Raw genomic sequence first — 25,309 nt, forward strand, 5'->3', positions numbered from 1 at the left:
ATATTTAGCCGGGGCTCTGAAAATTTACTTTATTTCTACAACCGCGTTGTACACTTTTTTCACTTCTACAGGAATGGATTCTTTAGGCACTATACTTGATATTACTTTTGGCGCCTTGAAATTCCGGGCAATATTAGTATAGGGGTCATCCTCACCCACCAGGAACATGGGTGTAGGGGATGAGGCCCCGCCAACCTGTTTCCAGATTTGTTTTATAAATGGAAGCGCCCAGTCTGCAGCATATTTGAAATACACCACAGCCAGTTTGCTTTTCGGGATCTGTTGCGAAGACATTTCCCGGTAGGAGTCTTCCCCTTCCGGAAGGATATTCATGGTCTCTACAGGGAACTCAAGACTCAGTGTATTAATAATATGCTGCGCCTCCTGTTCGTCCTGCTGGTTGAAAATAAAGAAGATGTCGGTATCTTTCGAATCATACACTTTGGTATCATTTTTCATCATTACCACCCTGATATCATCTACCAGTTGCATGGGCCCAAGACTATTGGAGAACATCATGTTCCGGGTGATATTGTTCCGGATATATTTGATGAAATTCTGTTGCGCCGGTTTTATAGCCACTGAATTTTCAGGGGACTGCCAGACAAATACACTAAAGTCCGAACCGGGTGCATCAACTTTGTTTTTGGCTGCCAGGAATTGGTACTGCGGGAAAGACATCTCTTCATCGGCTTCAAACCGCCTTCCAAATTCCCCGCTTAACATATGCAGCGAACAAACACATTTATCGATTTCTTCTGTTGTTTTTTGCTTAAAGGTTTCATCATCAGCCGGACAATCAACTGCCGGCAAAACATTAAAGCCTGCTTTCTGCAGGATGATGGCCATCTCTTCCCGGCTTTCTTTTAAATCACTGGAAGTCCAGGCCAGGTATATATTTGGGCGATCTCGATTGATCACCTGGACCTTAATACCAGGCGACAAAGAGGTGGACACAACATTAGGCACAATCTGGCGGGCAGTTGCAGAGATGGTCGTATTTATAACAGGGGCACCCTGCTGTTTCAATTTAATTCCGCTGATGATTTCCTTTACTGCATTCGCCAGTTTATTGATCTGGTTGCGGTACATGGGTCTAAGCGGACTGGTATTCTTTTCATCATCAAGCGGGCGTAAAGGGCGATTAACACCTTCATCACGGTAGATAAAATCAATGGAGCGCATTATGCCAGACAATTCCGACTCCAGCAGTTTGACATCATCGGTGTCGATATCATGGATCTTCACCGGAATGACCCTCGATACGGCATTACCGTTGGAAAGCTTGATATTCGGACCAATGCTGTCCGATTTTGCCTGCGCCAGGAAAGGAGCGAACTCCCTTTTCCAAACCGGGGAAGAGGTATCACAATAGGTCTGTGAAATGATAGGAATGAAAATCAGGGATTGGACAGGTGATTCAGGCAGGTTTTCCTCCGGGCGCTTATCAAAGAATATTGAAAGTTTGTCTTTAATGGTGGCGCTTAATTCCTGCTGTAGTTTCTCCACAAATTCGGTCACCCAGCCATCATATTTATTATCGTTGAAACGGTAACTGATATGGATATCACAATCATAACCAGGAACAATAGAACCTAAAGCAGCAGGTTTCTCCTGCACATTCAGTATTTCTTCCCCGCCAAGCAGGATTTTGTATACCCCAACCGGTTCCTTAACATTCTTCAGGATTTCCAGTCTTACAAATTCCGAGCGGATATCATTTTTATTGGATACATCGCGGTGTACCGATTCGGAAATGAATATCCCACCGGGAGTAGCCGCAGTTTGAATGCGTGCGGCAATATTTACGGCATCCCCGAATATATCATCATTTTCGAAAACCACTTCGCCCTGGTGGATGCCTATACGCAGTGAAAAAGCATTCACCTGCCTGCAGAGTTCCTGGATTTTCATGGCTGCATAAACTGCATTACTTACCGCAGGGAAAGTAGCCATCACCCCATCACCCAGTTCCTTGATCCACCTGCCACCGAATTCTTCGATGACGGGTTTCTGTATTTCCCGGTTTTTACGGAGCAGTTCAAATGCCTTCTGTTCATTATTTCCCATCAAAGCTGTATACCCAACAATATCGGTAAACATGATGGCTGCGAGTTGGCGGTGCTGAGACATGTCAGGAAATTAGTAAAAAATTGTCACTTTCCATAAAAGTATTCAATACCCAAAATAAATATCCTGCACTGCACTGGCGTTTTTTCCACTACCGGCAGAGCATGCATGCATTACCGAAATGCTACTACCGGACCTGGCTTCGCACTTTTTAAAACGCCTGCCATTAATTATTTCACCGACCATTTACTGCCATTCACCGGAAACTCACGCTATCCTGCGGATAACCCCTTGTGCGGCGCCCTATCCCAACCTAGTTTTGATAAAAATTAATACAATGGATAAATTCAACAGATATGATAATCGCTGGGGACACAAAAATCGGGACAACCGGCATGGCGGTATTTTCTTTGGATTGGCACTATGTGTTGCAGGCGGATTACTTTTCGCCCGTAACGTTGGGGTGCCCATCCCCGACTTTGTTTTTTCCTGGCAGATGCTACTGATTGGCATTGGCATTTTTTCAGGTTTCAAAAATCGTTTCCGGAATATCGGTTTCGTTTTCCCGATATTAATCGGAACAGTTTTCCTGTTCCGTGATTTTTATCCCGATTTCTTACCCGGTGAATTATTAGTGCCTGCTGCATTGATACTGGTAGGCCTCATGATCATCCTGAAACCCCGTGGTCCCGGGAAGTTCTGGCAGCATGACCCCAGCCCTGACAACAATGTATCTAAAGAAGCAAACGAAGCTGGCAGTCAGGGTGGCCCGGCTCCCACTACAGAACCCATATCTGATACATTCACTGACAGCATCAGGGAAACCGCGGTCTTTGGAAATATCCGCAAGGCTGTTATCGCAAAAAACTTTGTAGGAGGCGAAGTGTCGAGTGTGTTCGGGAGCGCTGAAATAAACCTGATGCAGGCTGATATCCAGAACCAGGCCAGCCTGGAACTTAATGCCGTATTCGGAAGCATCCGGCTCATTGTGCCGGCGCACTGGCAGGTAAAAATGGAAACCTCTGCAGTATTAGGCGGTGTCGAAGACAAACGTGCAAAACATGCCATTTACTCCGACAAAGTGCTGCTGCTGGAAGGAAATGCAGTATTCGGCGGAATCCAAATAGAAAGCTATTAACCATAACTGGCTGTTCGCCCAAAACATAGCACAATGTCAACCATACCATTTTCATACCTGACTTTAAAAAACCTTTGCGGGGGCATCATTTTTATGATCTGGCAACTGCACTTCTTCACCGTATGGGGAATGGGCTTTCCGCTGCGTACCAGTTTTATAGATTCCATGGTGAATATTGGTGTGCTTACCTTCGCTACCATGGCCATTATCCAGATCTTTCGCTATTACCATCCGCCAGCAAAAAATTTCTGGTTCATTATCATCTTCTCCGGTGTCTGTTCCATTTTACTTGCTGGTCTGGCAAAACTTTTGATGCCGCTATTTAATACTAACGATGCAGAATATACTAAATTTTTAAACCTGAGTACGGGGATCAGGGGAATGGTTTATGTTTTAGCAATTGGATTTATAGTTGTGCTGAACCTGCTCTGGAATATGCTGCAACAGGAACTGGAAGCCAAAGACCGGCGCACCGAAACCCAGACCCTTGCACGTGAAGCCGAACTCTTTAAACTGCGCCAGCAATTACAGCCGCATTTCCTGTTCAACAGCCTCAACTCCATAAATGCAATGGTAGTGTCGCGACCCCAGGAAGCCCGCAAAATGATTGAGCAGCTGAGTACATTTTTACGCGCAACCATCAACCGTAAAGAAGATGAACTGGTGCCCTTCCGCGAAGAAATGGAACAGATCGACCGGTACCTTCAGATTGAAAAACTGCGCTTCGGGCATCGCCTGCAGACTTCAGTAAGCATCGATGAAGCCTGTAACGATGCCGTTTTGCCGCCGCTGATTTTGCAACCAATTGTTGAGAATGCCATTAAATTTGGGCTATACGACACCGTTGGGGAAGTTACCATTCAAATAGAAACAAAATGTGAAAATAACAACCTGGCCATAAAAGTGACCAACCCATTTGATCCGGAAACGAGCCCTGAAAATAAAGGAACAGGGTTCGGCCTCAGCGCAGTCCAGCGCCGGCTTTACCTGCTCTTTGGCCGCCAGGACCTGCTCACAGTAAGCACCGGGAATAACCAGTATATTACCTCCATAAATATTCCACAGCTTTATGCCAACCGCCATACTGATTGATGATGAACCCCTTGCCTGCGAAATGGTGCTGGAATACCTGCAGAGACATCCCGAGATTGAAGTACTGGCAGTATGCCATGATGGTTTCGAGGGATTGAAAGCCATCCAGCAAAAAAAACCCGACCTTATTTTCCTGGATATCCAGATGCCCAGGATCAATGGCTTTGAAATGCTGGAACTCGTGGAAAATCCTCCGGCCGTGATCTTTACCACCGCTTTCGATGAGTACGCCATCAAAGCGTTTGAACTGCATGCGATGGATTACCTGCTGAAACCTTATTCACAGGAAAGGTTTGATAAAGCCATAAATAAATTTTTACAGCAACCGGCCAGCGGGAAAACCCCCGCACTCCTTGAAACAACCGCACTATCGCCACAACAGGCAGACCGCATCGTGATCCGCGATAACAGCAATATCCGCATCATTAACATCAACGATATTTTATACATTGAAGCAGCCGATGATTATGCACGGATAGTTACTGCAAGCGGCTCATACCTGAAAAACCGGACGATGTCTTCTTTGGAGAAACAATTGCCCGGTAACAGTTTTGTACGCATCCATCGTTCCTGCATTGTAAACATTAAAGAGATCACCAAAATACATCCCCACGAAAAAGAAAGTTACCTGGTGCAACTGCGCAATGGCAAGCAATTGCCGGTAAGCAAAAGCGGCTACCCGAAGTTGCGTGAGAAGCTGGGGTTCTGAGTGGGTTTCATTCCTTCTTTTCAATTCACCATTCACCATTCACTATTCACCATTCACCCCCCCCTACGCCTCTGTCCCTAACCACAAAGCCCCGCCGATGCTATCCTTACGGGCGCCTGTAACCGAAGACAGCACATTAAACTCTTCCCGCCAGCGCAACACCCCGATCAGGGCCATGATCACCGCTTCCTTATATTCCACCAACTGCTGGTCCGGAACTACAACAGTAACGCCCATCGGCTGAAGATGTGCGGTGATGCGACCCACCAGGAAATCATTAAGCGCGCCACCGCCCGTAACCAGCAACTGCTGGCCTTCAAGGGCAATACCTTCCCGCCGCGCAATAATACTGATGCCTGAAGATACCTGCGTTGCAATATGTTCTATAAATGTACTTAGCTCATCTTCAACAGCTAATTTATAGGAGGTAACCAAAGGATATACGAGGTCGGTCCCGAAATCATTCGCCAAAGATTTCGGGTAAGGCAGGCCGTAATAATCAAGCTGGTCGAGTTCTTCCAGGAGGCGCTCATTAACCTTACCGCTGGCTGCAAGGGTCCCGCCCTTGTCCATTTCAAGCCCAAGGGGTTTAACCAGCATATTCAGCACGCGGTTAGCCGGACAAAGATCAAATCCGAAATATTGGTCACCGGCGCGAAATGAAATGTTGGCAATGCCGCCCAGGTTCAGCAAAAAGCCATACTCGGCCAGCAATAATTTCTCACCAATCGGTACTATCGGAGCCCCCTGTCCGCCGAATGCCATATCCAATGCCCGCAGGTCACTGATTACCGGCAATCCGGTTTCCGCTGCAATTGCCGCACCATCCCCAAGCTGGTGGGTCATGCCGCGCATTGGCAGGTGAAAACTGGTATGGCCATGCGAAGTCACCATATCCACTTTATGATCCAGGTTAAAACTATGGATGAACTTATTCACCGCATCCCCTAAATAATGGCCATAATCAGCATGAAGCAACATATAATCCAGGGCCGGCAGCCTGGTAGCTGTGCGTAATTTCTCGGTCCATTCGGCTGAATAGGGATAACATGCCGTGTGCTGGATCTCCATTGTCCACCGCCCACCGGTTTCATGGAAATGCACATAGGCAATATCCAGGCCATCCAGGGAACTGCCACTCATTAACCCGATCGCTTTATACACCATGAAAAATTGATTTTAGATTTAACCGCCCACAGGTTAGATTTGTCAGGCGGGTGCAAATTACAACGATTGGCCCCTGCAGAAAAATAGGAATACAATGGTGGTCAATTTAAGCAAGCATTATTCGATTTTGTGCGACTGGATCAATGAGATCCGGGATATGGAACTGCAAAGCGACCGCATGCGGTTTCGACGTAACCTGGAGAGGATCGGGGAAGTTGCCGCCTATGAAATCAGCAAGGGTTTGGCTTTCGACCAATCCGAAACCCAAACCCCGCTGGGAACATCCAGTAGCAAGAAACTTCAGCAACAACCAGTGCTGGCAACTATTTTAAGGGCCGGGCTCCCCCTGCACCAGGGCCTTCTAAATTACTTCGACCGCGCCGATAATGCCTTCATTTCAGCCTACCGTAAGCACCATCCCGACGGTTCTTTTGAAATAAGCCTGGAATATGTGACCTGTCCGGATATCGAGAATCGCGTAGTTATACTATGTGATCCTATGATTGCAACCGGAGCTTCCCTTGTAAAAACCATACAAGCGCTGCGCGAGGAAGGCAACCCTAAAGAAATTCATATCGTTTGTGTTATTGCATGTACCGTAGGAATTGAGTATGTTCACAGAAATGAACCAAATGTAAAGATCTGGTGCGGCGCCATAGACGATGAGCTAACAGCAAAAGGGTATATCGTACCCGGATTAGGAGATGCAGGAGACCTGGCCTTCGGGTTGAAACAACAATCCTAATTTTAACAGCTGCCATCAGCATTTTTTTTTACTTTACCGTTCCGATTATGAGAATAGTGTTAGGCATACTGCTGCTGACGGGTTTTTTTTCTGCCCCTGTTATTGCGCAAGATCCCCATTTTTCACAGTTTTTCGCGTCACCGCTTACGCTGAATCCTGCCTACACGGGTAAATTCAACGGTGTTGTGAGGATTGCAGGCAACTATCGTGACCAATGGCCAACGATCAGCAAAGCCTTTGTTACCTCTACTATTTCCGTTGACGCCCCCATTATGGCAGGCAAACTGAACAGCAATGATACCTGGGGCATCGGTGGAATGGCCATGACCGACCGCACTGCTAACGGAATCCTGAATAGCAACTACCTGTCATTTTCCACCGCATACCATAAAGCATTAGATGAAAACGGTTTCCACCAGCTGGGTATCGGCTTCCAGGGTGTATATGCCAGCAAAAGGCTGGATGGAACACAACTGAACTTCGAGAACGAACTGGCCCTGGATGGTACCTGGACCAACCCCAGTGGCGAAGCAATTGACGGCACCCAGGTGAACGTGAGTTATTTTGATTTTAACGCGGGAATGATCTACAGCGGATCTACCACAGGGGATGATAATTTTTACTTCGGCGCTTCTGTCTACCATATCAACAGGCCCCAGGAAAGTTTCACCAATGGGTTTTATACCCTTGAACCCCGGGTAACAATTCATGGTGGCGGATATGTACCCGTTGGACAAACCACCACCCTGCATTTTTCAGCCCAGCACAGCCGCCAGGCCGGTGCCTATGAAACCCTGCTCGGCGGCGCTATCGCCTTTAACCTGAATGATGATTTTGACCGGCCCAATAGCTTTTACGTGGGTTCCTGGTATCGCTTCAACGATGCCCTCATTCCTTACCTGGGATTCGAATGGGCTGATTTCCGGTTTGGTGCTACCTACGATGTGAACACCTCCAACCTTAAAACCGCTTCCCAAAAAAGAGGGGGTATTGAAATATCACTGATCTACATCAAAAGACGTAGTGACGGCCGGAAAGATATCCCTTGCCCGAAATTCTGACACCCGGCGGGTAATACCCGGCGGGTAAATTATCGTTTGCGCCCACTTACAAAGCGGTTACCGCTAATAAAAAACCTGTACGGCAAAACAGCATCTTCACCTGCATAGTCAACACCAATGCGGGGTGAGGCCAGAATTTCCCCTTCATCCCGGTTGTCGGTCCAGATGCTGATTTCCTTTTCCAGTGTAATACCTGTGTAAGCCGTCGTGATGCCCATTGCCTTCGACAGGTTACCCGGCCCGCGGCCAACGGTAAAGTCCAGCCGCTCTTTCTTCATGCGCTGCAGCATAAACCCTATACCTTCCATAGGTTCTATTGCCCTTATCAGAACCGCATGCGGTATATCTTCAGCATTGGTTACCACATTGAACAGGTGGTGCATACCATAACACAGATATACATACGCAATACCACCTTCCTGGTACATAACTTCCGTGCGGCTGGTCCTTCTTCCCATATATGCATGTGATGCCCTGTCCACCACGCCGTTATATGCTTCAGTCTCCACAATACGCCCGCTGGCATAAGCGCCGTTAATTTGCGTCACCAGTATTTTCCCGATCAAATCCCTTGCAATAGCCAGCACATCGGGCCGCGTAAAAAAAGAGTTGTCCAATTTTGTCATCATTTTCCCCGGGGTCTTACTTCAAAGTAATAAATTTAGGCGCTAAAACCAGCGTATTGCTTAAAGAGATCATTATAGCCATAGAATCCTATTTCAAGGCGCACCAGTTTATCCGGGAGCACAAACTCTGGCGCTGGATCATTATACCGGGCATCTTGTATATGATTTTGTTCATGACGGGTATGTATTTTTTCCTCGGCTCCAGCAATACAGCGGTGAACTATTTCAGTAATGTCATCGGAATTGACCATTGGCTGCAGGAACAAAAAAACCCACTCCTGAATTTTTTATTTGTGATGGGGAATATTATGGTTCGCTTGTTGCTGGTCTTTTTTTATTTTTCCCTGTTCAAGTTCATGTTCCTTATTGTGGGTTCGCCCCTCTTTGCCTACCTGAGTGAAAAAACAGAATCAATTCTGGAAAACCGTGATTACCCTTTCAGTTTTAAACAATTACTGAAAGATATCCTTCGTGGCATCCGTCTGGCTGTTCGCAATATGTTGTGGCAAACCGTGTACACCATTTCTATCCTTATCCTTTCTTTTGTTCCCATTGTTGGCTGGGTGAGTCCTATGTTATCGCTTTTTTCAGAATGTTACTACTATGGTTTTTCCATGGTCGATTACAGTTGTGAAAGAAGGAAATTATCCCCGGCTGATAGCATTAAATTCATCACCGACCACAAGGGCCTGGCCATTGGCAACGGATTACTGTTCTACGCCATGCATGCCATCCCTGTTATAGGCTGGATACTTGCACCATCCTATGCAGTAGTAGCCGCTACTTTAAGTGTTCGTCAACTTGAAAATAAATAACCATGGCCAGCGCTGCATTAGGCAAGGTTTACCTGATCCCCACTTTCCTGGATGAACGAAGCCTCCAAACTATTCCGCCATATGTCACCGATGCCGTGAAAGAATGTCATGTTTTTTTTGTGGAGAATGAACGCAGTGCCCGAAGGTTCCTGAAACAACTCTGGAAAGAGATGGTGATCGATAACTACGAATGGTTTGCTATCCATAAGGCTGAAGAAGAAACCCGCAACCATTTGCGGCAGCAATTGCAAAGGGGAAAAACCATTGGTATACTCAGCGAGGCAGGATGCCCTGGTGTTGCAGACCCCGGACAATTGCTGGTTGCCACAGCACAGGAAATGGGCGCTGTTGTGAAACCATTTGTGGGACCTAGTTCTATCTTGCTGGCGCTGATGGCGAGCGGCATGAATGGCCAGCAGTTCAAATTCAACGGCTACCTGCCTATCGATGCGGCGCAGCGCAATAAATTATTGAAAGAACTGGAAGCTGAATCCATCAAAAATAATTGCACGCAGCTGTTTATAGAAACACCATACCGGAATAACCAGCTTATCGATACACTGCTGACCCAATGCCGGCCCGGTTCACGGCTATGTATAGCTGTAGATTTAACAGGTCCGGATGAAGTCATAAAAACGCATACCATTGCCGAATGGCAAAAAAGAACACCGGATATTCATAAAAAGCCGGCGATGTTCCTGCTGTTGGGGTAAGCGGTGAACGCTTACCGCTCACCTTTCACTCATTCGCCGGTTTCGGGTTAATCACCGGTCCTCCGGCAGAGCCGCGCATCGATAAAATACTATCAACAATATATAGTGAATTCCCTCTCCAGGGCAATGAACCCAGGTACTCTTTATAATGCAATTCAAATTCTTTACCGCTATTGTTCATCAGCTGGGTAGCAATGGATTCTTTGGTTACGGAAAATTCAAACTCATAAGATTGTATACCTCCGGCAGCGCCGCCTTTAAATCCGCTTTGGATCAGCTTACCCTCATAGGTTTTAAAAATATACCCCTTCTTCACCAGGAAATTCAGTTCCCCGGCTTTAACACCTTCACCGAAAACCCAGTAGAAACGCCAATAGATAAACCCGGTTGCAAAGAGAAGTAAGCTTACTATGACTATCGTTAAAAACCTTCCCATAAAACTTAGTTTAAATAGTGAAAATAATCATAATCCGTATTTATCCACCATATATATAAGCATAGCCATGTTCAGTGCGCCAAAATCCAGCTCGCGTTTATTCACGTTCTCAAAAACATCACCGCGCGCGTGGTGCAGGTCAAAATACCGCGAATTATCTGGATTTAGTCCGGCCATTGGAGTTCCCAACAACCTGTTCAAAGGGCCAATATCGGCCCCGCCCCCGCCGGCGTTAAACTGGTAAACACCATAGGGCTCAAAAAGAGATACCCAGGCCCGCATATTCCGCAACTGATCTAAAGAAGCCGTGAACCCAAAACTGCGGGGCGTGAACCCACCGGCATCGCTTTCCAGCGCAAATACGTGTTTCTCCCCTTTTGCTTTGGCTTCTTCAGCATATTTATTTCCACCACGCATACCATTTTCTTCATTGGCAAATAATACCACCCTTAGGGTATAACGGGGCTTATAACCAATGGCCTTCAAGGCGCGCAGCACTTCAATGGAATGCACGCATCCCGCACCATCATCATGCGCGCCTTCAGCCGGGTCCCAGCTATCGAGGTGACCGCCAACTGTTATATACTGATCGGGAAACTCGCTTCCGGTTAATTCCCCTATTACATTGTGACCAACAGCATCTGGTAAAAACCTGGCTTCTGAACGGTAGAAAACATAAACTTCCTCACCGGCTTTTAAACGCGCGATCAGGGCATCTGCATCTTTCAGTCCCATCGCCGCGGCCGGAATTTTCGGGTAAGCAGTATCATACACCAGTGAGCCGGTATGCGGATTATTATCAGTGCTTGCTGTTATCGAACGAACCAGTACTGCTTTTGCCCCGTATTTTGCGGCCATACTGGCCCCCCTGACCCGGTAAGCCCCGGATTCACCATAAGATTTAAAAGTGGACAGGTTCTTTGGGTCGAATATATTGTTGAACACCACGATCTTGCCTGCCAGTTCCGCCTTCCTGGCTTCCAGTTCATTGAAATCATTTATCAGGATGGCGGGTAAGAATATGCCCTTGGGATCCGTACCCATGGAATTGCCCAGGGCAAGGATATCCATCGGTGTTTTTTTTATTGTTTTGCCATCTTTCGAACTATACCAGGCTTCGTCTTTATTGCCACGCACCCAGTTCGGCACCGCGCATTCCTGTAACCAAACCTTATCGGCCCCGGCATCCCGGAGGGCTTTTTGTCCCCAGGCCTCAGCCTTCACCATTCCGGACGAGCCCGCAAGCCTCGGTCCAACTGTTTTACACAGTGCACGCAGGTTCTCATATGCTGCATTCGAGCTCAAAACATTGTCTGCAATTTTTCGCAGGAAACCGGAATCATCAGTTTGTGCCGTTGCCGATTGAAAAACTAAAAGAGCCATTACCCAAACAAATCGGTTCATGTTGTGTTTTTTTAAAATTAGCTAAACATTTTAATCCTTTACCTTCACATCCAATTTTTTCAATTATGCGTATTGGTATCGTTTGTTACCCAACTTTTGGAGGCAGTGGTGTACTGGCAACCGAACTGGGAAAAGCGCTGGCAGAAAAAAATCACCAGGTGCATTTTATTACTTACCAGCAACCAGTACGCCTGAACGAATTCAACGCAAATATTTTTTACCATGAAGTAAGGGTGCCTACTTACCCCCTCTTCGATTACCCGCCTTACGAAACAGCTTTGGCCAGCACCATGGTGGATGTTATCGTCAACCAGCACCTCGACCTGTTACACGTGCATTATGCTATTCCCCACGCATCTGCAGCTTATATGGCGAAGCAGATCATCCTCAAAACAACAGGAAAAAATATCCCGGTTATCACCACACTGCACGGTACCGATATCACCCTTGTTGGCCGCGATAAAACCTATGCACCGGTTGTTACTTTCTCTATCAACGAAAGTGATGCCATCACCGCAGTTTCGGATAACCTGCGCGAAGAAACGTATAAGTCTTTTAAGATCGAAAAAGATATTGAAGTAATCCACAACTTTGTGGACGTATCGCGGTTCCGTAAAAAAGGGATCGATGCGTTTCGCCGGGTCATCGCACCGAATGGGGAAAGGATTTTAATGCATGCATCGAATTTTCGCAAGATCAAAAGGATTGATGATGTAGTGCGCATATTTGCCAATGTTGTAAAACAGGTTCCCAGCAAATTATTGTTTGTAGGTGATGGCCCCGAGCGCCCGGCTGCAGAAAGCCTTAGCCGCGACCTGGGTATCTGCGACGAAATTCGTTTTGTCGGGAAACAGGAACAGATTGAAGAAATACTGGCCATTTCCGACCTGTTTTTGCTTACCTCCGATTATGAAAGTTTCGGTCTTGCTGCACTCGAAGCTATGGCCGCCGGGGTTCCCGTGATTAGTACCAATGCCGGGGGATTACCCGAAATTAATATCCATGGCGAAACCGGCTTCCTGAGCCCGGTTGGGGATGTCGCCGGCATGAGCCAGCATGCAATTGATTTATTGAGCAACGAAGACATGCTGAACCGTTTCAAGATAAATGCCATGAAGCAAAGTGATCGCTTCGATATCCACAATATTGTACCGATCTATGAAGATTTGTACAATCGTTTTTTATAACCTGTATCCCCACTGCCATTCATCCTTTTACCCTTTACAAGGCAAAAAATATTTTTACCTTAGGCCTAACCATTTAACCTTCTGCAAATGAATTGTTCCCGAATCTGCCATTCCTTATGGATGGTCATTTGTATATTAATATGCTCCGGGTATGCAATGGCTGCCCCCCGGATGACCATCCCCGTAGAATACTACAAATTAGCCAACGGATTAAAAGTGGTGCTATCACCCGACAAGCACGCACCTATTGTTACCGTTGCTGTTTATTATAATATCGGTTTCAGGATAGAACCCAGGGACCGCACAGGCTTCGCTCACCTGTTTGAACACATGATGTTCCAGGGTTCAAAGAATTTTCCCAAAGGGGAATTCGATAAACTCACCGAAAAAAACGGTGGCTTCAATAACGGTTCCACCCGGTTTGATTTCACCAACTATTATGAAGTGATGCCCGCGCATATGCTGGAACCTGTTATTTGGGCAGAGAGTGATCGGATGAAACAACTAGACCTGAACCAGGCTTCATTAACTAACCAGCAGGGTGTTGTTAAGAATGAGGTAAAAGTGAATGTAATCAACCGGCCTTACGGTGGATTTCCTTGGCTCGACATGCCGCAGTATGCCAACGAAAACTGGTACAACGCGCACAATTTTTACGGCGACCTGAAAGACCTCGACGCTGCCAGGCTGGAAGACGTTGAAAGTTTTTTCAGGACTTATTATTCGCCTAATAACGCCGTAGTGGTTATTGTCGGTGATTTTGAAACGGCCCAGGCCAGGCAATGGATAGATAAATATTTCAGCGGTATCCCATCCGCACAACTGCCGCAAAAGCCTGACCTTACAGAGCCTGCGCAGCTCAGGGAAAAACGTTTTACAAAAATCGATTCACTGATCAATAAACCTGCAATCGCCATAGCCTATAAAATGCCGGAAAAGAACACGCCGGAGTATTATGCGATGGGACTCATCAGCCAATTGCTTGTGGAAGGAAAAGACAGCCGGCTTTATCAACGCCTGGTACAGCAAAAAGGCTACACGTCCAATGTGAATGGAGGTATAAACTACCTGGGCAATATGTATAATTATAACGGCCCCATGATATGGATGACCGACCTTATTTATGATGGGGCAGTGAATCCCGATTCCATTATCAGCCAGGTGGATGGCGCCATTGCTGATATTAATAAAAACATCAGCCAGTCTTCAATTGACCTGGCGATGGTGAAAATGCGGTCTGACCTCTACGATAACCTCGGTGGGTATTATGGCATCGGGCTGGCTGATATGCTTGCCTGTTTCGCTCTGTTTGATGACAATCCTGCCAGGGTGAATAGTCTTGAGCAGGAATTCAAACAGGTAACACCCGAACTGGTACGCAAAACCATCAATACTTACCTGCGCCCGGAAAACCGCACCATCCTTATTGACCAACCTGCCAAAACCAGCACCAAATGAAGCAAATTATCTGCTACATAATAGCTGTTACCAGCCTTTTAACGGGAGTTAATTGTTTTGGGCAAACCCAGTTACCGGCTCCGGGCAAACCCAGGGAATTTACCCTGCCTACCCATAAAAAATTCCAGCTACCCAACGGTTTTCGCGCTACCCTGGTACCCTATGGCATTATCCCGAAAGTATCCGTTGAAGTTGTGGTTAAAACCGGGGCAGTGCATGAAGGCGCCAATGAAAAATGGCTTGCCCGCTTCACGGGTAAATTGATGGAAGAAGGCAGCACTAAAACTGATTTTGCCACCCTGTCTGAAAAAGTGGCGGCAATGGGTGGGCGGTTAAGCATCTCTGTTGGTATGGAAACCATTTCCATCGGCGGGGCCGTTCTCTCTGAATTCGCTCCTGAATTTATTAAGCTGATCGCTGAAGTGATTACACAGCCCGCTTTCCCGGCTGCTGCTGGTGATCGCCTGAAGAACGATATGAAAAGGGACCTCAGCGTAAGGAAAGCACAACCCGATGCCATTGCTTCCGAAAGGTTTTTCACGATGATCTATAAAGACCATCCTTATGGCAATAAAATGGCAACTGATGAAATGATCGACAGCTATTCCGTAGAAAAAGCCAAAGCTTTTTACACGAAGAATTTCGGTGCCCGGCGTTCCGCTATTTATATCGCTGGCAATTATAATGAAGCAGCGGTAAGCAAGGCCATTAAGGACGGCTTCTCGGGCTGGACCAAAGGACCAGCTGTGAATTATCCACCGGCTATTGCAGCAAAAAACAGCGAAATAGCAGTTATCGACCGGCCCAATGCTTCCCAAACAGTTGTTTTCCTGGGCACACCGGTTGCCGATCCTACCAGGCCCGATTATACGCAATTAGAAGTGACCAATTCTTTACTGGGCGGCTCTTTCGGCTCCAGGATCACGCTTAATATCAGGGAAGACAAAGGCTATACCTATTCACCCTTCAGTGGTATCCAGAACCGCCAGGGCAATGGCGTTTGGTATGAAAAAGCAGATATCACGAGTGAAAGTACTGCCGATGCCCTTAAAGAAATTGCAAAGGAAATCAGTTTACTCCAATCCACCCCGCCTTCTGTTGAAGAACTGAAGGGAATCCAGAATTATGAAGCCGGAAGTTTTGTTTTAAACAATTCAAGTGCCGATGGTATTATTGACCAGCTGAGTTATATGGACCTGTTTGGCCTGGATGAAACCTACCTCACTAACCGGATCAGGAATATCAATTCGGTTACTCCCGTCCAGGTGCAGAACATGGCCAGGAAATACCTGGATTACGGGAAAATGACCCTTGTTATGGTGGGCGATAAAAAATTACTGGACACGCAGATGGGCACTATAAAGGCTGACAGGGAGAATGTGAAAAAAGCCTTCTAACCTTTAATAAAATCTAACCTGCACAATGTAAGCGCTGCATTTAACCGGCCATGCCTGAGATGGCCCGTTAAATCTTCCAGCCTTTGGTGATATATCCCGAAATCTTCCTGGTATGCTTCTTCCAGGTGTTCTTTTTCATCCACCGAAAGCTTGCCATCGAAAGCTGCGGCTACGGTAAACAGGTCTAACAAAAAATTCCTTTCCTGCTCGCTAACCTTACTTAAAGTTTCCAGGAAAAGCGGCCAATCGTCGTAACGGTCTTCTTCGGTAAGCTGCAACAGGGAACGAAAACGCAGCAAAAGGATAACCATATTGGGGTGATAGTTCTGGGCCATTACCACTGCATTGCCAATGGCCTGCAGGCAGCCCCGCCTGGCCTGTGGTGATAAAATGCTGAGGTATCCATCAGCGCTGATATTATCAGCAATTTTATTGGCCAATGCATACCCGAAGAGGCGCAACCGCGCTTCATGGATCACTTTGTAAATGACCACGCTGTTCCAGAAAATTTCTACCGGGATGGCTTCATATAAAATGGGTACCCCCATCAAACTATCACCTACGGCAAACCGCAATGAATACTTTAAAATGAAATTTGATACCAGGATTTTTCCCTTGTACAATAAGCCGAGCACAAACAGGTTCTTTTTTGATATTTTCTCAAACGGGTCGATACCCAAAATTTTTAATTCGGGATCTTCTATTTCCAATGCTGTGCGCGCAAGGATATTCTTCACGCCAAAAACACCATCCTGTAATGCTTCATGTTGCAGGTCATGCAAATTTATGAGCTCGCTGACCCTGTGCACCGACTTCAGGGAAATATAGAACAGTGCATAAAATTCCAGCCCTGTAGCAACAATGGTTACCAGTGCCACCCAACCATAGTGTTCCAAAAAAGGGGCATTGGTAAAATAAACATCTGTATAAATGATGGCGAATACAGCCAGCAGGCCGGTTAATGAAGAAAGGAAAACACCCTCCCAGGTAATCTGCTGCACCCGCCGGGTAAGTTGCTGATCAGTTTGAAGAAAAGCACTCGGGCTGGTTTCATAGCGCTTAAAGATGTTCAGGTAATAAAGACCGAACCGTTCAAACCGTGAGGGTGGCAATTTGGGCAATGTATCCATGCCCGTTAAAGATAATATGGATTACCGTAACCAGGATTCCGGATTCAGGTTTACGTTTTTGTCGTTGGTGATCAGGAACTCCAGCTCACCGCGGCCGGCATCTTTTTCATCCAGCTTGCCGATCACCTGCCCGGTTTTTACCTGCTCCCCTTTACTTACACTTACGCTGGACAGGTTGCTGTAGGTAGTAAAATATTTTCCGTGTTTCAGGATTACACCCTGAACAGAACCAATTGAAATTACAGTGGCTACTTCACCATCGAATACAGCTTTAACTGAACTTCCCGCATCGGCTTCGATGGTAATACCCGGATTGTCATAGGTAATGCCCGCCAGTCCTTCGTACTCGGCTTTGCCAAATTTCATGGCAATACGTCCTGAGCTGATTGGCCAGGGCAGCTTGTGTTGGTTTATCTCAAATTTGTCAGATAACAATTTTACTTCTTCCGAACCTTCAAGCGGGCTAAGCGGTTTCACTTCCCGGGCTGACTTTTCCGTGGATTTAGTCACAACGGGTTTACTGGCGCCGGCTGCCGGTTCTTCCTTATTATTGGCAGCGGCCGCTTTTCTTTCTTTTTCTGCTGCTGCCACCCTTCTTCTTTCCGCTTCAATTTCCCTGCGGATCGCAGCACTGATGGCATTTCTCAATGCTATATCCTGCTTACGCTTTTTATTCATGTCATTCATCAGCTCTTTCTCCTGCCCTTTGATCTCACGGACAACAGCATCTTTTTCCTTCTTCTCTTCTTCGAGTTGCTTGAACTGTTTATTTTGCTCCTCAAGCGCCTGGCTCTTCTGTTGTTTATTTTGGTTTAGCCCGGCTATCTTCAGTTGCAGCTGGTTTTGTGTATTGCGGATGCTTGCAGCCTGTTGCTCACGGTAAGCTCTATACGATTTGAGGTAGGACACACGATTCAGCGCGTCGTTAAAACTGCCCGATGAAAAAATAAAATTCAGGAAATCGTAGTTGCTGCGGTTTTTGTAGGCATAGACCACACTTTTTTCATACTGCATTTTCAGGGTATCGAGCTCACTGCGAAGCTTAACGATATCGCGCCAGCTTTGGTTGATATTTCCCTGGATGAGTTCAATCTGGTCATTGATGTTACGGATCTGCGATTCACGCAGGCGCAGTCTTTTCTGCACCAGGTTCAGTTCACTAAGGCTTTTCTTCTTGTATTTCTTGGTTTGGTTCAGTTGCTCGCGCAGGTCATCAATTTCCCGTTGAATTTCGGCCTGCTTCTTCTTCAGTTCCGCACTACTCTGGCCCTGGGCATTCTGGAAGACCATTGCCAGGATCAATACTGCGAGAAGAAGAATTTTTTTTATCATGCCGGTTTCAATTGGTGTTGGAATCTTTCAAATATAAACTCCCTAACGCTTATTGCACAGTATAATTTTTCGGAATCGGGAAAGGGAAGTTTAAAGTTTCGTTAAAGGCAAACTGCTTAAAATCGAGTTGTACTTCAAACCTGTTCTTTTCAGTAAGGATAATACTCCTGGAGGTGGAGAATGCTTTACCTCCGGCTCCGTCGTAATTGGCGTAACTTAAATCGGCCGTGCGATTGCGAATGGGGTTCACATCGTCCAGCTTACTATGCCTTACCAGGAAATCTCCATTATCAATAGTTAACAGGTTTTTAAATATTTCACCGATGCACAACAGGCTGGTAACGTCGGGTTCTTTTTTGTACGATACAATATTAGAGTCCAGAAAAACAGGGTTACCAATAATGAGGTCTTGCAATCCGGCAAAATCAAATGGAAGGTGTGCTACTTCCACCAGGTAATTTGATGATCGCAATTGCAATATTTTGTCTTTTTTATTCAAGAGCTTCACACTATCTGGTGTAATGATTACCCTGAATGCCTCATAGCTGAATACTGTTGCATTAATTGATAACCAGATGACACTGTCTTTCTGCATGCGCACAAAAATGGTCAGGTCCGGACCTTTCCCATCTTTATCCCAGTAGTCTACCTTGATTTTTGCTGAGAAGGTTTTATAATCTATCCTGTTTTTGCCGATAGCGCTCATCAGGTTATTGATGTATTGCACGGAATCAATATGGGGATCTACCAATACTGTTTCAGTAGAATCTTTCCTGGTAATGACAGCATTGATTTTTTTTGTGGTATGGCATCCTGTCGTAACCAGTGCTGCAATGATTACCAATACATAAATAACCTGTTTCATTGTGTTTATGATTTTCCGGTATGACCGAACCCGCCGGCATCGCGTACCGTTGATGTTAAAGTATTAACGGGTTCCCATTCTACAAGTTCCACTTTTTGTACGACCATCTGGGCAATCCTGTCGCCCGGCTGTATGACCTGCAGCTCCTGTGAAAGATTAATTAATATGACCTTGATCTCCCCGCGATAATCAGCATCAACCGTTCCGGGTGTGTTGAGGCAGGTGATGCCTTGTTTAACGGCTAGTCCGCTCCTGGGCCTTATCTGGGCCTCATAACCCTCAGGTAATTCTATAAACATCCCGGTCGGGACAAGTGTACGCTCAAGGGGTCGTAATTCAATGGCTGCAGTTAAATTGGCCCGAAGGTCCATCCCCGATGATCCGCTGGTGGCATATGAGGGTAAGGGGTGGGCTGACTGGTTGATAATTTTTACGACGACAGTTGACATGGGTGCAAAATTAAGGGAATAGGGTAATTCCTGAATCACCTCTTCTTCAGCAACACCGTAGCATAAGCAACCAGGCCTTCTTCGCGGCCTACAAAGCCCATCGTTTCTGTGGTAGTGGCTTTTACAGAAACATCGTCAATGGTGAGTTCCAGTATTTCAGCAATGATTTCGCGCATGCGGCCCGAATATTTTTTAATCTTCGGTGCTTCCAGGCATAGTGAGCTGTCAATATTCACAACACCATAGCCTTTTGCACTGATCAGTTCATAGCATTTGCGCAGCAATATCTTACTGTCGATATTTTTGAAGGCCGCATCGGTATTGGGAAAATGAATGCCAATATCCCCAAGGCTCAGTGCGCCAAGCAAGGCATCACAAATGGCATGTAACAGGACATCTGCATCGCTGTGCCCCAACGCGCCTTTATGATGAGGGATGCTTACCCCGCCTATAACCAGGTCGCGACCCTCTACAAGCTGGTGGAAGTCTATGCCGAATCCTATACGTAGCATTTGTAATAATTTAGTGAATGGTGAATAGTGAATGGTGAATAGTGAAACGACATGAAAACAGGAAGATAACCTGTTCCCTAACTCCCGATTCACCATTCACTATTCACCATTCACCTAAAAGAAAACGTCCCGCAAAGATGCAGGACGTTCGCCATATCAAAAATAAATATGTTTATTGATTCAGGCTGGAGCCAGTTTTACCATCGCCACCACCCAAATCGAAGATCAGGCCTAATCGTAGTGTGTTAGACAACGGGTTCTGGTTTACACCACTACCCGATGGAATAATATAAGAGAAATTCAATCCGAATACATTGTACTTGATACCCATACCTACAGTGAAATACTGGCGGTTACCTTTCGTTTTGTCCTCATAAAAATAACCCGTCCTAAGGGCAAACTGATCCTGGTACCAGTACTCAATACCGGTAGAAATAGTCCATTCCCTCAGCTCTTCGCTAAATCCACCCGGGGCATCCGAAAAAGAAGTGAACCAGCTTTTTACAACAGGTATGGAATGGTATTCAGCCAGTCCGGCAGAATCACCCGATGCTGGTGGCGTTGGTACCATCAGCTTGTTGAAATCCATGCCGAAAGTGATTTTGTTGCTTTCATCAAAAACCTTGGTATATGTACCCCCCAAACCCAGGTTCGCAGGGATAAAATCCTTTTGCGTAGCGTCTGTGGTATAACCGATTTTTGTTCCCAGGTTTGTTGCTGTAGCCCCTCCACTAAAACCTTCTCCAACAGCATTGGTTCCATTATAATAAAAGGTGATATCACCCGCAACTGCATTTCCTGCCTGGTAGGTAGTACCGTTTACATTTTGCCCGCCTGCCAGGTTCGAATAAATATACCGAAGGGCAATACCCAACCCTATCTTTTCCGAAAGCTTACGGGAGTAGCCCACATCAAAACTGAATTCCCTCGGCCTGAAACTGCCAAATTCATTGCCCTGGTTATCGGTGAACTGGATATCTCCCAGGTTAAAATAGCGTAAAGAAGCAGATATGGCCTGGTCATCATTATCACCAATTTTTCCATAACCACTGGCAGTTACCATATACACATCATTCAAACCAAGTCTTTTTAACCAGGGGGTATAAGTTAAACCGATGGCTCCTTTACTGGTATTAAAGGGCGTTTTAGCCAGGTTCAGGAAAGGCGCATTTACATCGGCTGTGGTGGCGATTCCTACTTCTCCCATACCACCTGAACGGGCATCGGGAGATATGCGCAAAAAGGGTACTGCAGTGGTAACTACGTTAATCGGTTCAGTGGTTTGCGAACGCGCCTGCATAGCTGTAAATCCTGTTATGCATAGCGATAAAGCCAGTTTTAGGAAATTGTGATTCATGTGATGTTGTCTTTCGTATTAATAATTCACATGAAACGCCGGGGACTTGCGTCTAAACAAAGAGATATTACCCTTTGAACAGTTCAGGGTTGCCTGGTCGTTTCAATAAAATCTTTGGGTAAATTTTCTCTATAAGCGGCTTAAATATTGGTTAAATATCATCATTTTTTTCAGATCCGGATCAGCTTCTTTACTACGAAGGCTTGCTGGCCATTTGCTGTTGTGATGATAATCCGGTACACATAAACTCCGGGGGGAACCAGGTTACCCCTGTCGTCTCTTCCATTCCAATCAATGTAGGAACGGTTACCATTACCAATTATTGTACCATGTATAGTTTTTACCATGTGTCCGCTGATCGAAAAAAGCTCAACCACGGCCTGTAAAAGTTCATTCCCCTGGTTGTGGTTTATACCAAAACGAACGTTTCCGGTGGAGGGATTGGGCCAGGCCAGGACTGACTCCACTACCAGTTTGCCGCTATTTTTTACCCGGAAATTGAGGTTGACTGTACTGCTGTTGTTCACTACATCCCAGGCTTTTATAGTCAGTACATGGTCACCATCAGCAAGAACAGGTAACCTGAACTGAACCGATCCTCTCTTATATGTATCGGTTTCTGTTTCAAAAAATGAATTCAAAACCAGGGGCGCCTGTATATTTCCATCTATAATTACAGTTACATCATGCCCGATACCATTACCCAATACATTGATCCCCGAACTATCGGCCAGTTTCAGCAGCAGCAGGGGCGTTTCATCTGTTAACCCCCCATTCCGGAAATTAGTGTCATTCAGCCAGGCACTGATAGCAGGCCCCTGGAGGTCAGCAGGCGGAAGTGCCGAGCCGCCTATCGGCAACTGGTCAAAAACCCCGGCTGCATCGGTTAAGCTATCCTGGGCATAATAGCGGATGGCACCCAGTCCGGCTGCATAATTCAAATCTTTGGGCACAACAAAGGAGAAGGAAAAACGACCGTCCTTAACTGTTGCCTTACCTTTAAAAAGATATTGGTCCTGCACAATAAAATCTTCTGCTATACTTCCCGGATCATTGGCCAGGGTCCTCCGTTTATACGGTTTATCCAGCACTTGCGGGAACACCAGTCCATTGAAATCCGCCCTTATTTGTCCCTGCCCATCGGCAACCAGGCCCGCTACCGTAATTTCTTCCAAAGCTTGCAATGAATCCACACCGGAACTTACCGCCTTCCCGTTGACAGACGTGGTTATTACCTGGTATTTGGGAAAAGCCAGGCTAACCGCCGGATCACCCAGCAAGGTAAATTTCAGGTTATTGAATACGTCTGACGAGCCCTGGTAAGTTAAATTTTTGGCCGCCTTCACAGCTTCCCCCAGGCTCCTGTAATGCCCGTCAGGCAAAGGCTGCAGGGCAACAGCCAGGTAATTGCTGTTCATAATCCGGTTGCTGAAGGCAAATACCAGCCGGGTTGTGGTCATCAAAGCAATGGCCCCTGCGGCGGGCTTTAATATTAAGTATTCCCCTAATGAAGTTATGGATGGGTTATCATAGGGTGCAAAATCGCAGGTGGCTGTTATGAATAAAGGCAGCCTTCCGTTTTGCTGCCATCCGTCTACAATGCCCTGGTCCAGCACCACTTCTTCCGCCAGCCTCCTGAAACCACCGTGCCCGTTGAAATTCCAGATAAGGGTGCCTTTTTGCATTCTATCGCTGATGGCCTGGTTCACCAGTGGATAACGGCTTCCTGCTGCATCGCTTTCCTGCTGATAGGCATCCAGGTAAATTTTATCCAGTTGAAAAAGGTCATTAACCGACTTCACCCGGCCTGTTATTTCTTCCGCATCCCTGAGATGCAGGTTAAAGTCTTCATCATCTGCAATAAAACTGAGGACATTGCGCCAGTCGCCACGCGCCGCAGGCTGGTGGTAAAGGACAATCTTATCAATATAGTTGTTAGCGCCCTCCAAATCCGGGGCAGGAATCCGGCCTATGCCAATATCAAGCTGAAGCCCTGGACCGACTGAATTGATATCTTCAGTATCCTCTAAAAATCCATAATAATCATCGGAAACATAGGTCGTCAGGGGGTCCAGTGAAGAACTGCTTTCATATGCCGGCACACCTGCATTATTGCCGGGTACCCTGTTTTTATAATCGTAAGAAGCATCGCCAAACAGCAATAAATACCTGGGTCGCAGGCTGCTGTCCTTCCCTGCGCGGTCATAGTACATTTTTACAAAATCCCTGATGGCTGTTGGATTGACCTGCCCTGCAGAAAACTCCTGGTAAACCTGCTCTGTCGTTACTACCAGGCTATTTAGCGCATCGTGTTGCTGGTGCCAGCTGGCCAGCCTGTTGGCTGCTGGCAATAGTGCGGGTGTTGTCACCACAATCATTTGGGGTATTGCAGTTCCGTGCAGGTCCTGGTTGCTGATCAACCCCTTTATCACCGGTACAGGAAGCTGTGCAGGATCATCTTCAAATGCCAGGTATTCTTCCGCCTTTTCATGCAAATCAGTGAAAACAAGGTTGGCGCCCTTCAGGCTGGCAGCCACCTGGACGGGCAAATTTCCATTGGACACCCGCCAGACCCGGGTACTGGCGCTGGCATTGGCCACCCTGTATTCCGCCAGGCGACCACTGCCCGTATTCAACCAGCTCCGAAAATCAAGCTGCAAGCCGGCTTGCAGGGATAACTGGCTTTGCGCAAAACAATCAAAATAGTTGATCCAGCCAATTGCCGAAGAATTGCCCGGTTGAAAGCTGTAGGAAAGCTGGTTATCTGGCAAGGGACTAAATTGGGCCTCCTGGCTGTTTTCCCGGGCGAACTGGTCCAGGTTCGAAGAGGTCACCGGGCTTATTGCCTGGGTGAGCAGGGCGGCACCATTCATGTCCAGCTGGAAACTGCTGGCGGCATCCACCGACCTGGCGGCAGCGGCAGACACCAACGATGCAGTGCTGCCCGGAACCGGGAAAGGTATCTTTAAGGCAAGGCTCAATATTGCAGGTGATTCAGCCAGGAAACGCTCGCCATACCATTCCTTGCCGCTTGACAACAGGTTATACAGGTCTTTCTCATAATGGTACCGGAACTGGTAGCTGGTGATGGTATCGGTGGCTATACCTTTTACCGTATCGGTACTGATCCGTGCTGTTGCATTGCCCAGTGTAAAGTATATATATGCTGTATCACTATAAATATTATGCACGGCTGAAAATCGCTGGTTTGCCGTATCAGCTTTCCATCCGTGCGGACCGGAAGCATAAAAAACAAGATAATCTGTATTGTTAAAATTGCCGTCATTACCATCGTGCACAATTACCGGCATTTCCTGCAGGTCATCAGTATATGGTGACGAACAGGCTTCCCCGGGAGGCAATCCATTCCGGCCAAAGACCTGCAGTTTTGCGGAAGGAACCGGCAGGGAAAGGCCAAGTTGCTGCAGGAATGCCCCATCTATTTTATACACGCCCGCCTGTGTTACTGCCAATTTGTACCAGTTGCCGGTTGCAAGCACCGAATGGCCGGCATAACTACGCTGCGCCCGGACAGAAAGGGAAGCGGACAGGAACAGGAAGACACAAACATTTTTGAGGCAGCACATCATAGGCTTGTCAAAAATAACATAATCCAACACGTTTTAAGATTTTGGCAAGGGTATTG

At 46.6% G+C, this 25,309-nt stretch carries 22 protein-coding genes; 10 read left to right on the forward strand and 12 right to left on the reverse strand.

The annotated features are described in order from the left end of the window. Positions 1 to 24: 24 nt before the first annotated feature. On the reverse strand, positions 25 to 2,133 hold the full coding sequence (locus LAQ65_RS14945; RefSeq protein WP_224117798.1) for an adenylate/guanylate cyclase domain-containing protein: 2,109 nt from the start codon (positions 2,131 to 2,133) through the stop codon (positions 25 to 27). Between the two features lie 274 nt (positions 2,134 to 2,407). Here LAQ65_RS14945 and LAQ65_RS14950 point away from each other — a divergent pair, with 274 nt between their 5' ends. From LAQ65_RS14950 to LAQ65_RS14960, 3 genes are read left to right on the forward strand one after another with little or no spacing between them, the layout of a single operon-like run. Then, positions 2,408 to 3,208 carry a LiaF transmembrane domain-containing protein gene (locus LAQ65_RS14950; protein WP_224117799.1) on the forward strand — a complete coding sequence of 267 codons (801 nt, stop codon included), beginning with the start codon at positions 2,408 to 2,410 and terminating at the stop codon, positions 3,206 to 3,208. A 33-nt stretch (positions 3,209 to 3,241) separates the two neighbouring features. After that, positions 3,242 to 4,300: a sensor histidine kinase gene (locus tag LAQ65_RS14955; RefSeq protein ID WP_224117800.1), complete on the forward strand. Its 1,059-nt coding sequence runs from the start codon at positions 3,242 to 3,244 to the stop codon at positions 4,298 to 4,300. Then, positions 4,278 to 5,009 carry a LytR/AlgR family response regulator transcription factor gene (locus LAQ65_RS14960; protein WP_224117801.1) on the forward strand — a complete coding sequence of 244 codons (732 nt, stop codon included), beginning with the start codon at positions 4,278 to 4,280 and terminating at the stop codon, positions 5,007 to 5,009. The genes LAQ65_RS14955 and LAQ65_RS14960 overlap by 23 nt, the downstream gene beginning before the upstream one ends. A gap of 63 nt (positions 5,010 to 5,072) precedes the next feature. On the opposite strand, the gene LAQ65_RS14965 is transcribed toward LAQ65_RS14960, so the two are convergent. Further along, complete coding sequence (locus tag LAQ65_RS14965) at positions 5,073 to 6,176, reverse strand: anhydro-N-acetylmuramic acid kinase (protein ID WP_224117802.1); 1,104 nt, start codon at positions 6,174 to 6,176, stop codon at positions 5,073 to 5,075. A 94-nt stretch (positions 6,177 to 6,270) separates the two neighbouring features. On the opposite strand from LAQ65_RS14965, the gene upp reads away from it, so the two are divergent. Then, on the forward strand, positions 6,271 to 6,921 hold the full coding sequence (gene upp / locus LAQ65_RS14970; RefSeq protein WP_224117803.1) for a uracil phosphoribosyltransferase: 651 nt from the start codon (positions 6,271 to 6,273) through the stop codon (positions 6,919 to 6,921). A gap of 47 nt (positions 6,922 to 6,968) precedes the next feature. After that, the gene (locus LAQ65_RS14975; protein WP_224117804.1) at positions 6,969 to 7,982 is read left to right on the forward strand and encodes a PorP/SprF family type IX secretion system membrane protein; all 1,014 of its coding nucleotides are present in this window, start codon (positions 6,969 to 6,971) and stop codon (positions 7,980 to 7,982) included. 29 nt (positions 7,983 to 8,011) lie between these two features. Here LAQ65_RS14975 and LAQ65_RS14980 read toward each other — a convergent pair whose 3' ends face one another. Continuing rightward, entirely contained in the window at positions 8,012 to 8,611 is a 600-nt protein-coding gene (locus LAQ65_RS14980) for a DNA-3-methyladenine glycosylase (RefSeq protein ID WP_224117805.1), read from the reverse strand. 53 nt (positions 8,612 to 8,664) lie between these two features. Between LAQ65_RS14980 and LAQ65_RS14985 the strand changes: the two genes are divergently transcribed. Next, positions 8,665 to 9,423: an EI24 domain-containing protein gene (locus tag LAQ65_RS14985; protein ID WP_224117806.1), complete on the forward strand. Its 759-nt coding sequence runs from the start codon at positions 8,665 to 8,667 to the stop codon at positions 9,421 to 9,423. A 2-nt stretch (positions 9,424 to 9,425) separates the two neighbouring features. Then, on the forward strand, positions 9,426 to 10,136 hold the full coding sequence (locus LAQ65_RS14990) for an SAM-dependent methyltransferase (protein WP_224117807.1): 711 nt from the start codon (positions 9,426 to 9,428) through the stop codon (positions 10,134 to 10,136). A 25-nt stretch (positions 10,137 to 10,161) separates the two neighbouring features. Here the strand turns inward: LAQ65_RS14990 and LAQ65_RS14995 are convergent, their stop codons facing one another. Further along, a complete protein-coding gene (locus LAQ65_RS14995; RefSeq protein WP_224117808.1) occupies positions 10,162 to 10,572 on the reverse strand; it encodes a hypothetical protein in 411 nt (136 codons plus the stop codon). A 27-nt stretch (positions 10,573 to 10,599) separates the two neighbouring features. Continuing rightward, complete coding sequence (locus tag LAQ65_RS15000; protein WP_224117809.1) at positions 10,600 to 11,976, reverse strand: M20/M25/M40 family metallo-hydrolase; 1,377 nt, start codon at positions 11,974 to 11,976, stop codon at positions 10,600 to 10,602. Positions 11,977 to 12,041: 65 nt separating this feature from the next. Here LAQ65_RS15000 and bshA point away from each other — a divergent pair, with 65 nt between their 5' ends. The 3 genes from bshA (at position 12,042) to LAQ65_RS15015 (ending at position 16,018) form a co-directional block, all read left to right on the forward strand. Then, positions 12,042 to 13,163, forward strand: coding sequence for an N-acetyl-alpha-D-glucosaminyl L-malate synthase BshA (bshA, locus tag LAQ65_RS15005; protein ID WP_224117810.1), 1,122 nt, complete (start codon positions 12,042 to 12,044; stop codon positions 13,161 to 13,163). Positions 13,164 to 13,250: 87 nt separating this feature from the next. After that, complete coding sequence (locus LAQ65_RS15010; protein WP_224117811.1) at positions 13,251 to 14,621, forward strand: M16 family metallopeptidase; 1,371 nt, start codon at positions 13,251 to 13,253, stop codon at positions 14,619 to 14,621. Beyond that, positions 14,618 to 16,018: a M16 family metallopeptidase gene (locus tag LAQ65_RS15015; RefSeq protein WP_224117812.1), complete on the forward strand. Its 1,401-nt coding sequence runs from the start codon at positions 14,618 to 14,620 to the stop codon at positions 16,016 to 16,018. Before LAQ65_RS15010 ends, LAQ65_RS15015 begins: the two co-directional genes overlap by 4 nt. Here LAQ65_RS15015 and LAQ65_RS15020 read toward each other — a convergent pair. From LAQ65_RS15020 to porU, 7 genes are all read right to left on the reverse strand, one after another. After that, positions 16,015 to 17,148: an LBF_2804 family protein gene (locus LAQ65_RS15020; RefSeq protein WP_224117813.1), complete on the reverse strand. Its 1,134-nt coding sequence runs from the start codon at positions 17,146 to 17,148 to the stop codon at positions 16,015 to 16,017. The two genes, LAQ65_RS15015 and LAQ65_RS15020, sit on opposite strands and share 4 nt — an antisense overlap. 21 nt (positions 17,149 to 17,169) lie before the next feature. Beyond that, positions 17,170 to 18,480 carry a murein hydrolase activator EnvC family protein gene (locus LAQ65_RS15025; RefSeq protein WP_224117814.1) on the reverse strand — a complete coding sequence of 437 codons (1,311 nt, stop codon included), beginning with the start codon at positions 18,478 to 18,480 and terminating at the stop codon, positions 17,170 to 17,172. A gap of 49 nt (positions 18,481 to 18,529) precedes the next feature. Next, positions 18,530 to 19,345 (reverse strand): DUF4292 domain-containing protein, encoded by an 816-nt coding sequence (locus tag LAQ65_RS15030; RefSeq protein WP_224117815.1) that lies wholly within the window; start codon positions 19,343 to 19,345, stop codon positions 18,530 to 18,532. Positions 19,346 to 19,350: 5 nt separating this feature from the next. Continuing rightward, positions 19,351 to 19,794 carry a dUTP diphosphatase gene (gene dut, locus LAQ65_RS15035; protein WP_224117816.1) on the reverse strand — a complete coding sequence of 148 codons (444 nt, stop codon included), beginning with the start codon at positions 19,792 to 19,794 and terminating at the stop codon, positions 19,351 to 19,353. 35 nt (positions 19,795 to 19,829) lie between these two features. Beyond that, a complete protein-coding gene (ispF, locus tag LAQ65_RS15040; RefSeq protein ID WP_224117817.1) occupies positions 19,830 to 20,306 on the reverse strand; it encodes a 2-C-methyl-D-erythritol 2,4-cyclodiphosphate synthase in 477 nt (158 codons plus the stop codon). Positions 20,307 to 20,478: 172 nt separating this feature from the next. After that, positions 20,479 to 21,663, reverse strand: coding sequence for a type IX secretion system outer membrane channel protein PorV (gene porV / locus LAQ65_RS15045; RefSeq protein WP_224117818.1), 1,185 nt, complete (start codon positions 21,661 to 21,663; stop codon positions 20,479 to 20,481). Between the two features lie 170 nt (positions 21,664 to 21,833). Then, a complete protein-coding gene (gene porU, locus LAQ65_RS15050) occupies positions 21,834 to 25,283 on the reverse strand; it encodes a type IX secretion system sortase PorU (protein ID WP_224117819.1) in 3,450 nt (1,149 codons plus the stop codon). Positions 25,284 to 25,309 lie beyond the last annotated feature (26 nt).

The sequence above is a fragment of the Flavihumibacter profundi genome (assembly GCF_020076305.1).
Taxonomy (GTDB): domain Bacteria; phylum Bacteroidota; class Bacteroidia; order Chitinophagales; family Chitinophagaceae; genus Flavihumibacter; species Flavihumibacter profundi.

What these genes read in the sequence shown, in the direction of transcription:
- LAQ65_RS15000 (WP_224117809.1), bottom strand. Translation starts at nt 11,976, where the DNA reads ATGAACCGATTTGTTTGGGTAATGGCTCTTTTAGTTTTTCAATCGGCA.
- LAQ65_RS14990 (WP_224117807.1), top strand. Translation starts at nt 9,426, where the DNA reads ATGGCCAGCGCTGCATTAGGCAAGGTTTACCTGATCCCCACTTTCCTG.
- LAQ65_RS14950 (WP_224117799.1), top strand. Translation starts at nt 2,408, where the DNA reads ATGGATAAATTCAACAGATATGATAATCGCTGGGGACACAAAAATCGG.
- LAQ65_RS15015 (WP_224117812.1), top strand. Translation starts at nt 14,618, where the DNA reads ATGAAGCAAATTATCTGCTACATAATAGCTGTTACCAGCCTTTTAACG.
- LAQ65_RS15025 (WP_224117814.1), bottom strand. Translation starts at nt 18,480, where the DNA reads ATGATAAAAAAAATTCTTCTTCTCGCAGTATTGATCCTGGCAATGGTC.
- LAQ65_RS15030 (WP_224117815.1), bottom strand. Translation starts at nt 19,345, where the DNA reads ATGAAACAGGTTATTTATGTATTGGTAATCATTGCAGCACTGGTTACG.
- LAQ65_RS14975 (WP_224117804.1), top strand. Translation starts at nt 6,969, where the DNA reads ATGAGAATAGTGTTAGGCATACTGCTGCTGACGGGTTTTTTTTCTGCC.
- bshA (WP_224117810.1), top strand. Translation starts at nt 12,042, where the DNA reads ATGCGTATTGGTATCGTTTGTTACCCAACTTTTGGAGGCAGTGGTGTA.
- LAQ65_RS14980 (WP_224117805.1), bottom strand. Translation starts at nt 8,611, where the DNA reads ATGATGACAAAATTGGACAACTCTTTTTTTACGCGGCCCGATGTGCTG.
- ispF (WP_224117817.1), bottom strand. Translation starts at nt 20,306, where the DNA reads ATGCTACGTATAGGATTCGGCATAGACTTCCACCAGCTTGTAGAGGGT.
- upp (WP_224117803.1), top strand. Translation starts at nt 6,271, where the DNA reads ATGGTGGTCAATTTAAGCAAGCATTATTCGATTTTGTGCGACTGGATC.
- dut (WP_224117816.1), bottom strand. Translation starts at nt 19,794, where the DNA reads ATGTCAACTGTCGTCGTAAAAATTATCAACCAGTCAGCCCACCCCTTA.
- LAQ65_RS15010 (WP_224117811.1), top strand. Translation starts at nt 13,251, where the DNA reads ATGAATTGTTCCCGAATCTGCCATTCCTTATGGATGGTCATTTGTATA.
- LAQ65_RS15020 (WP_224117813.1), bottom strand. Translation starts at nt 17,148, where the DNA reads ATGGATACATTGCCCAAATTGCCACCCTCACGGTTTGAACGGTTCGGT.
- LAQ65_RS14955 (WP_224117800.1), top strand. Translation starts at nt 3,242, where the DNA reads ATGTCAACCATACCATTTTCATACCTGACTTTAAAAAACCTTTGCGGG.
- LAQ65_RS14945 (WP_224117798.1), bottom strand. Translation starts at nt 2,133, where the DNA reads ATGTCTCAGCACCGCCAACTCGCAGCCATCATGTTTACCGATATTGTT.
- LAQ65_RS14965 (WP_224117802.1), bottom strand. Translation starts at nt 6,176, where the DNA reads ATGGTGTATAAAGCGATCGGGTTAATGAGTGGCAGTTCCCTGGATGGC.
- LAQ65_RS14960 (WP_224117801.1), top strand. Translation starts at nt 4,278, where the DNA reads ATGCCAACCGCCATACTGATTGATGATGAACCCCTTGCCTGCGAAATG.
- porV (WP_224117818.1), bottom strand. Translation starts at nt 21,663, where the DNA reads ATGAATCACAATTTCCTAAAACTGGCTTTATCGCTATGCATAACAGGA.
- LAQ65_RS14995 (WP_224117808.1), bottom strand. Translation starts at nt 10,572, where the DNA reads ATGGGAAGGTTTTTAACGATAGTCATAGTAAGCTTACTTCTCTTTGCA.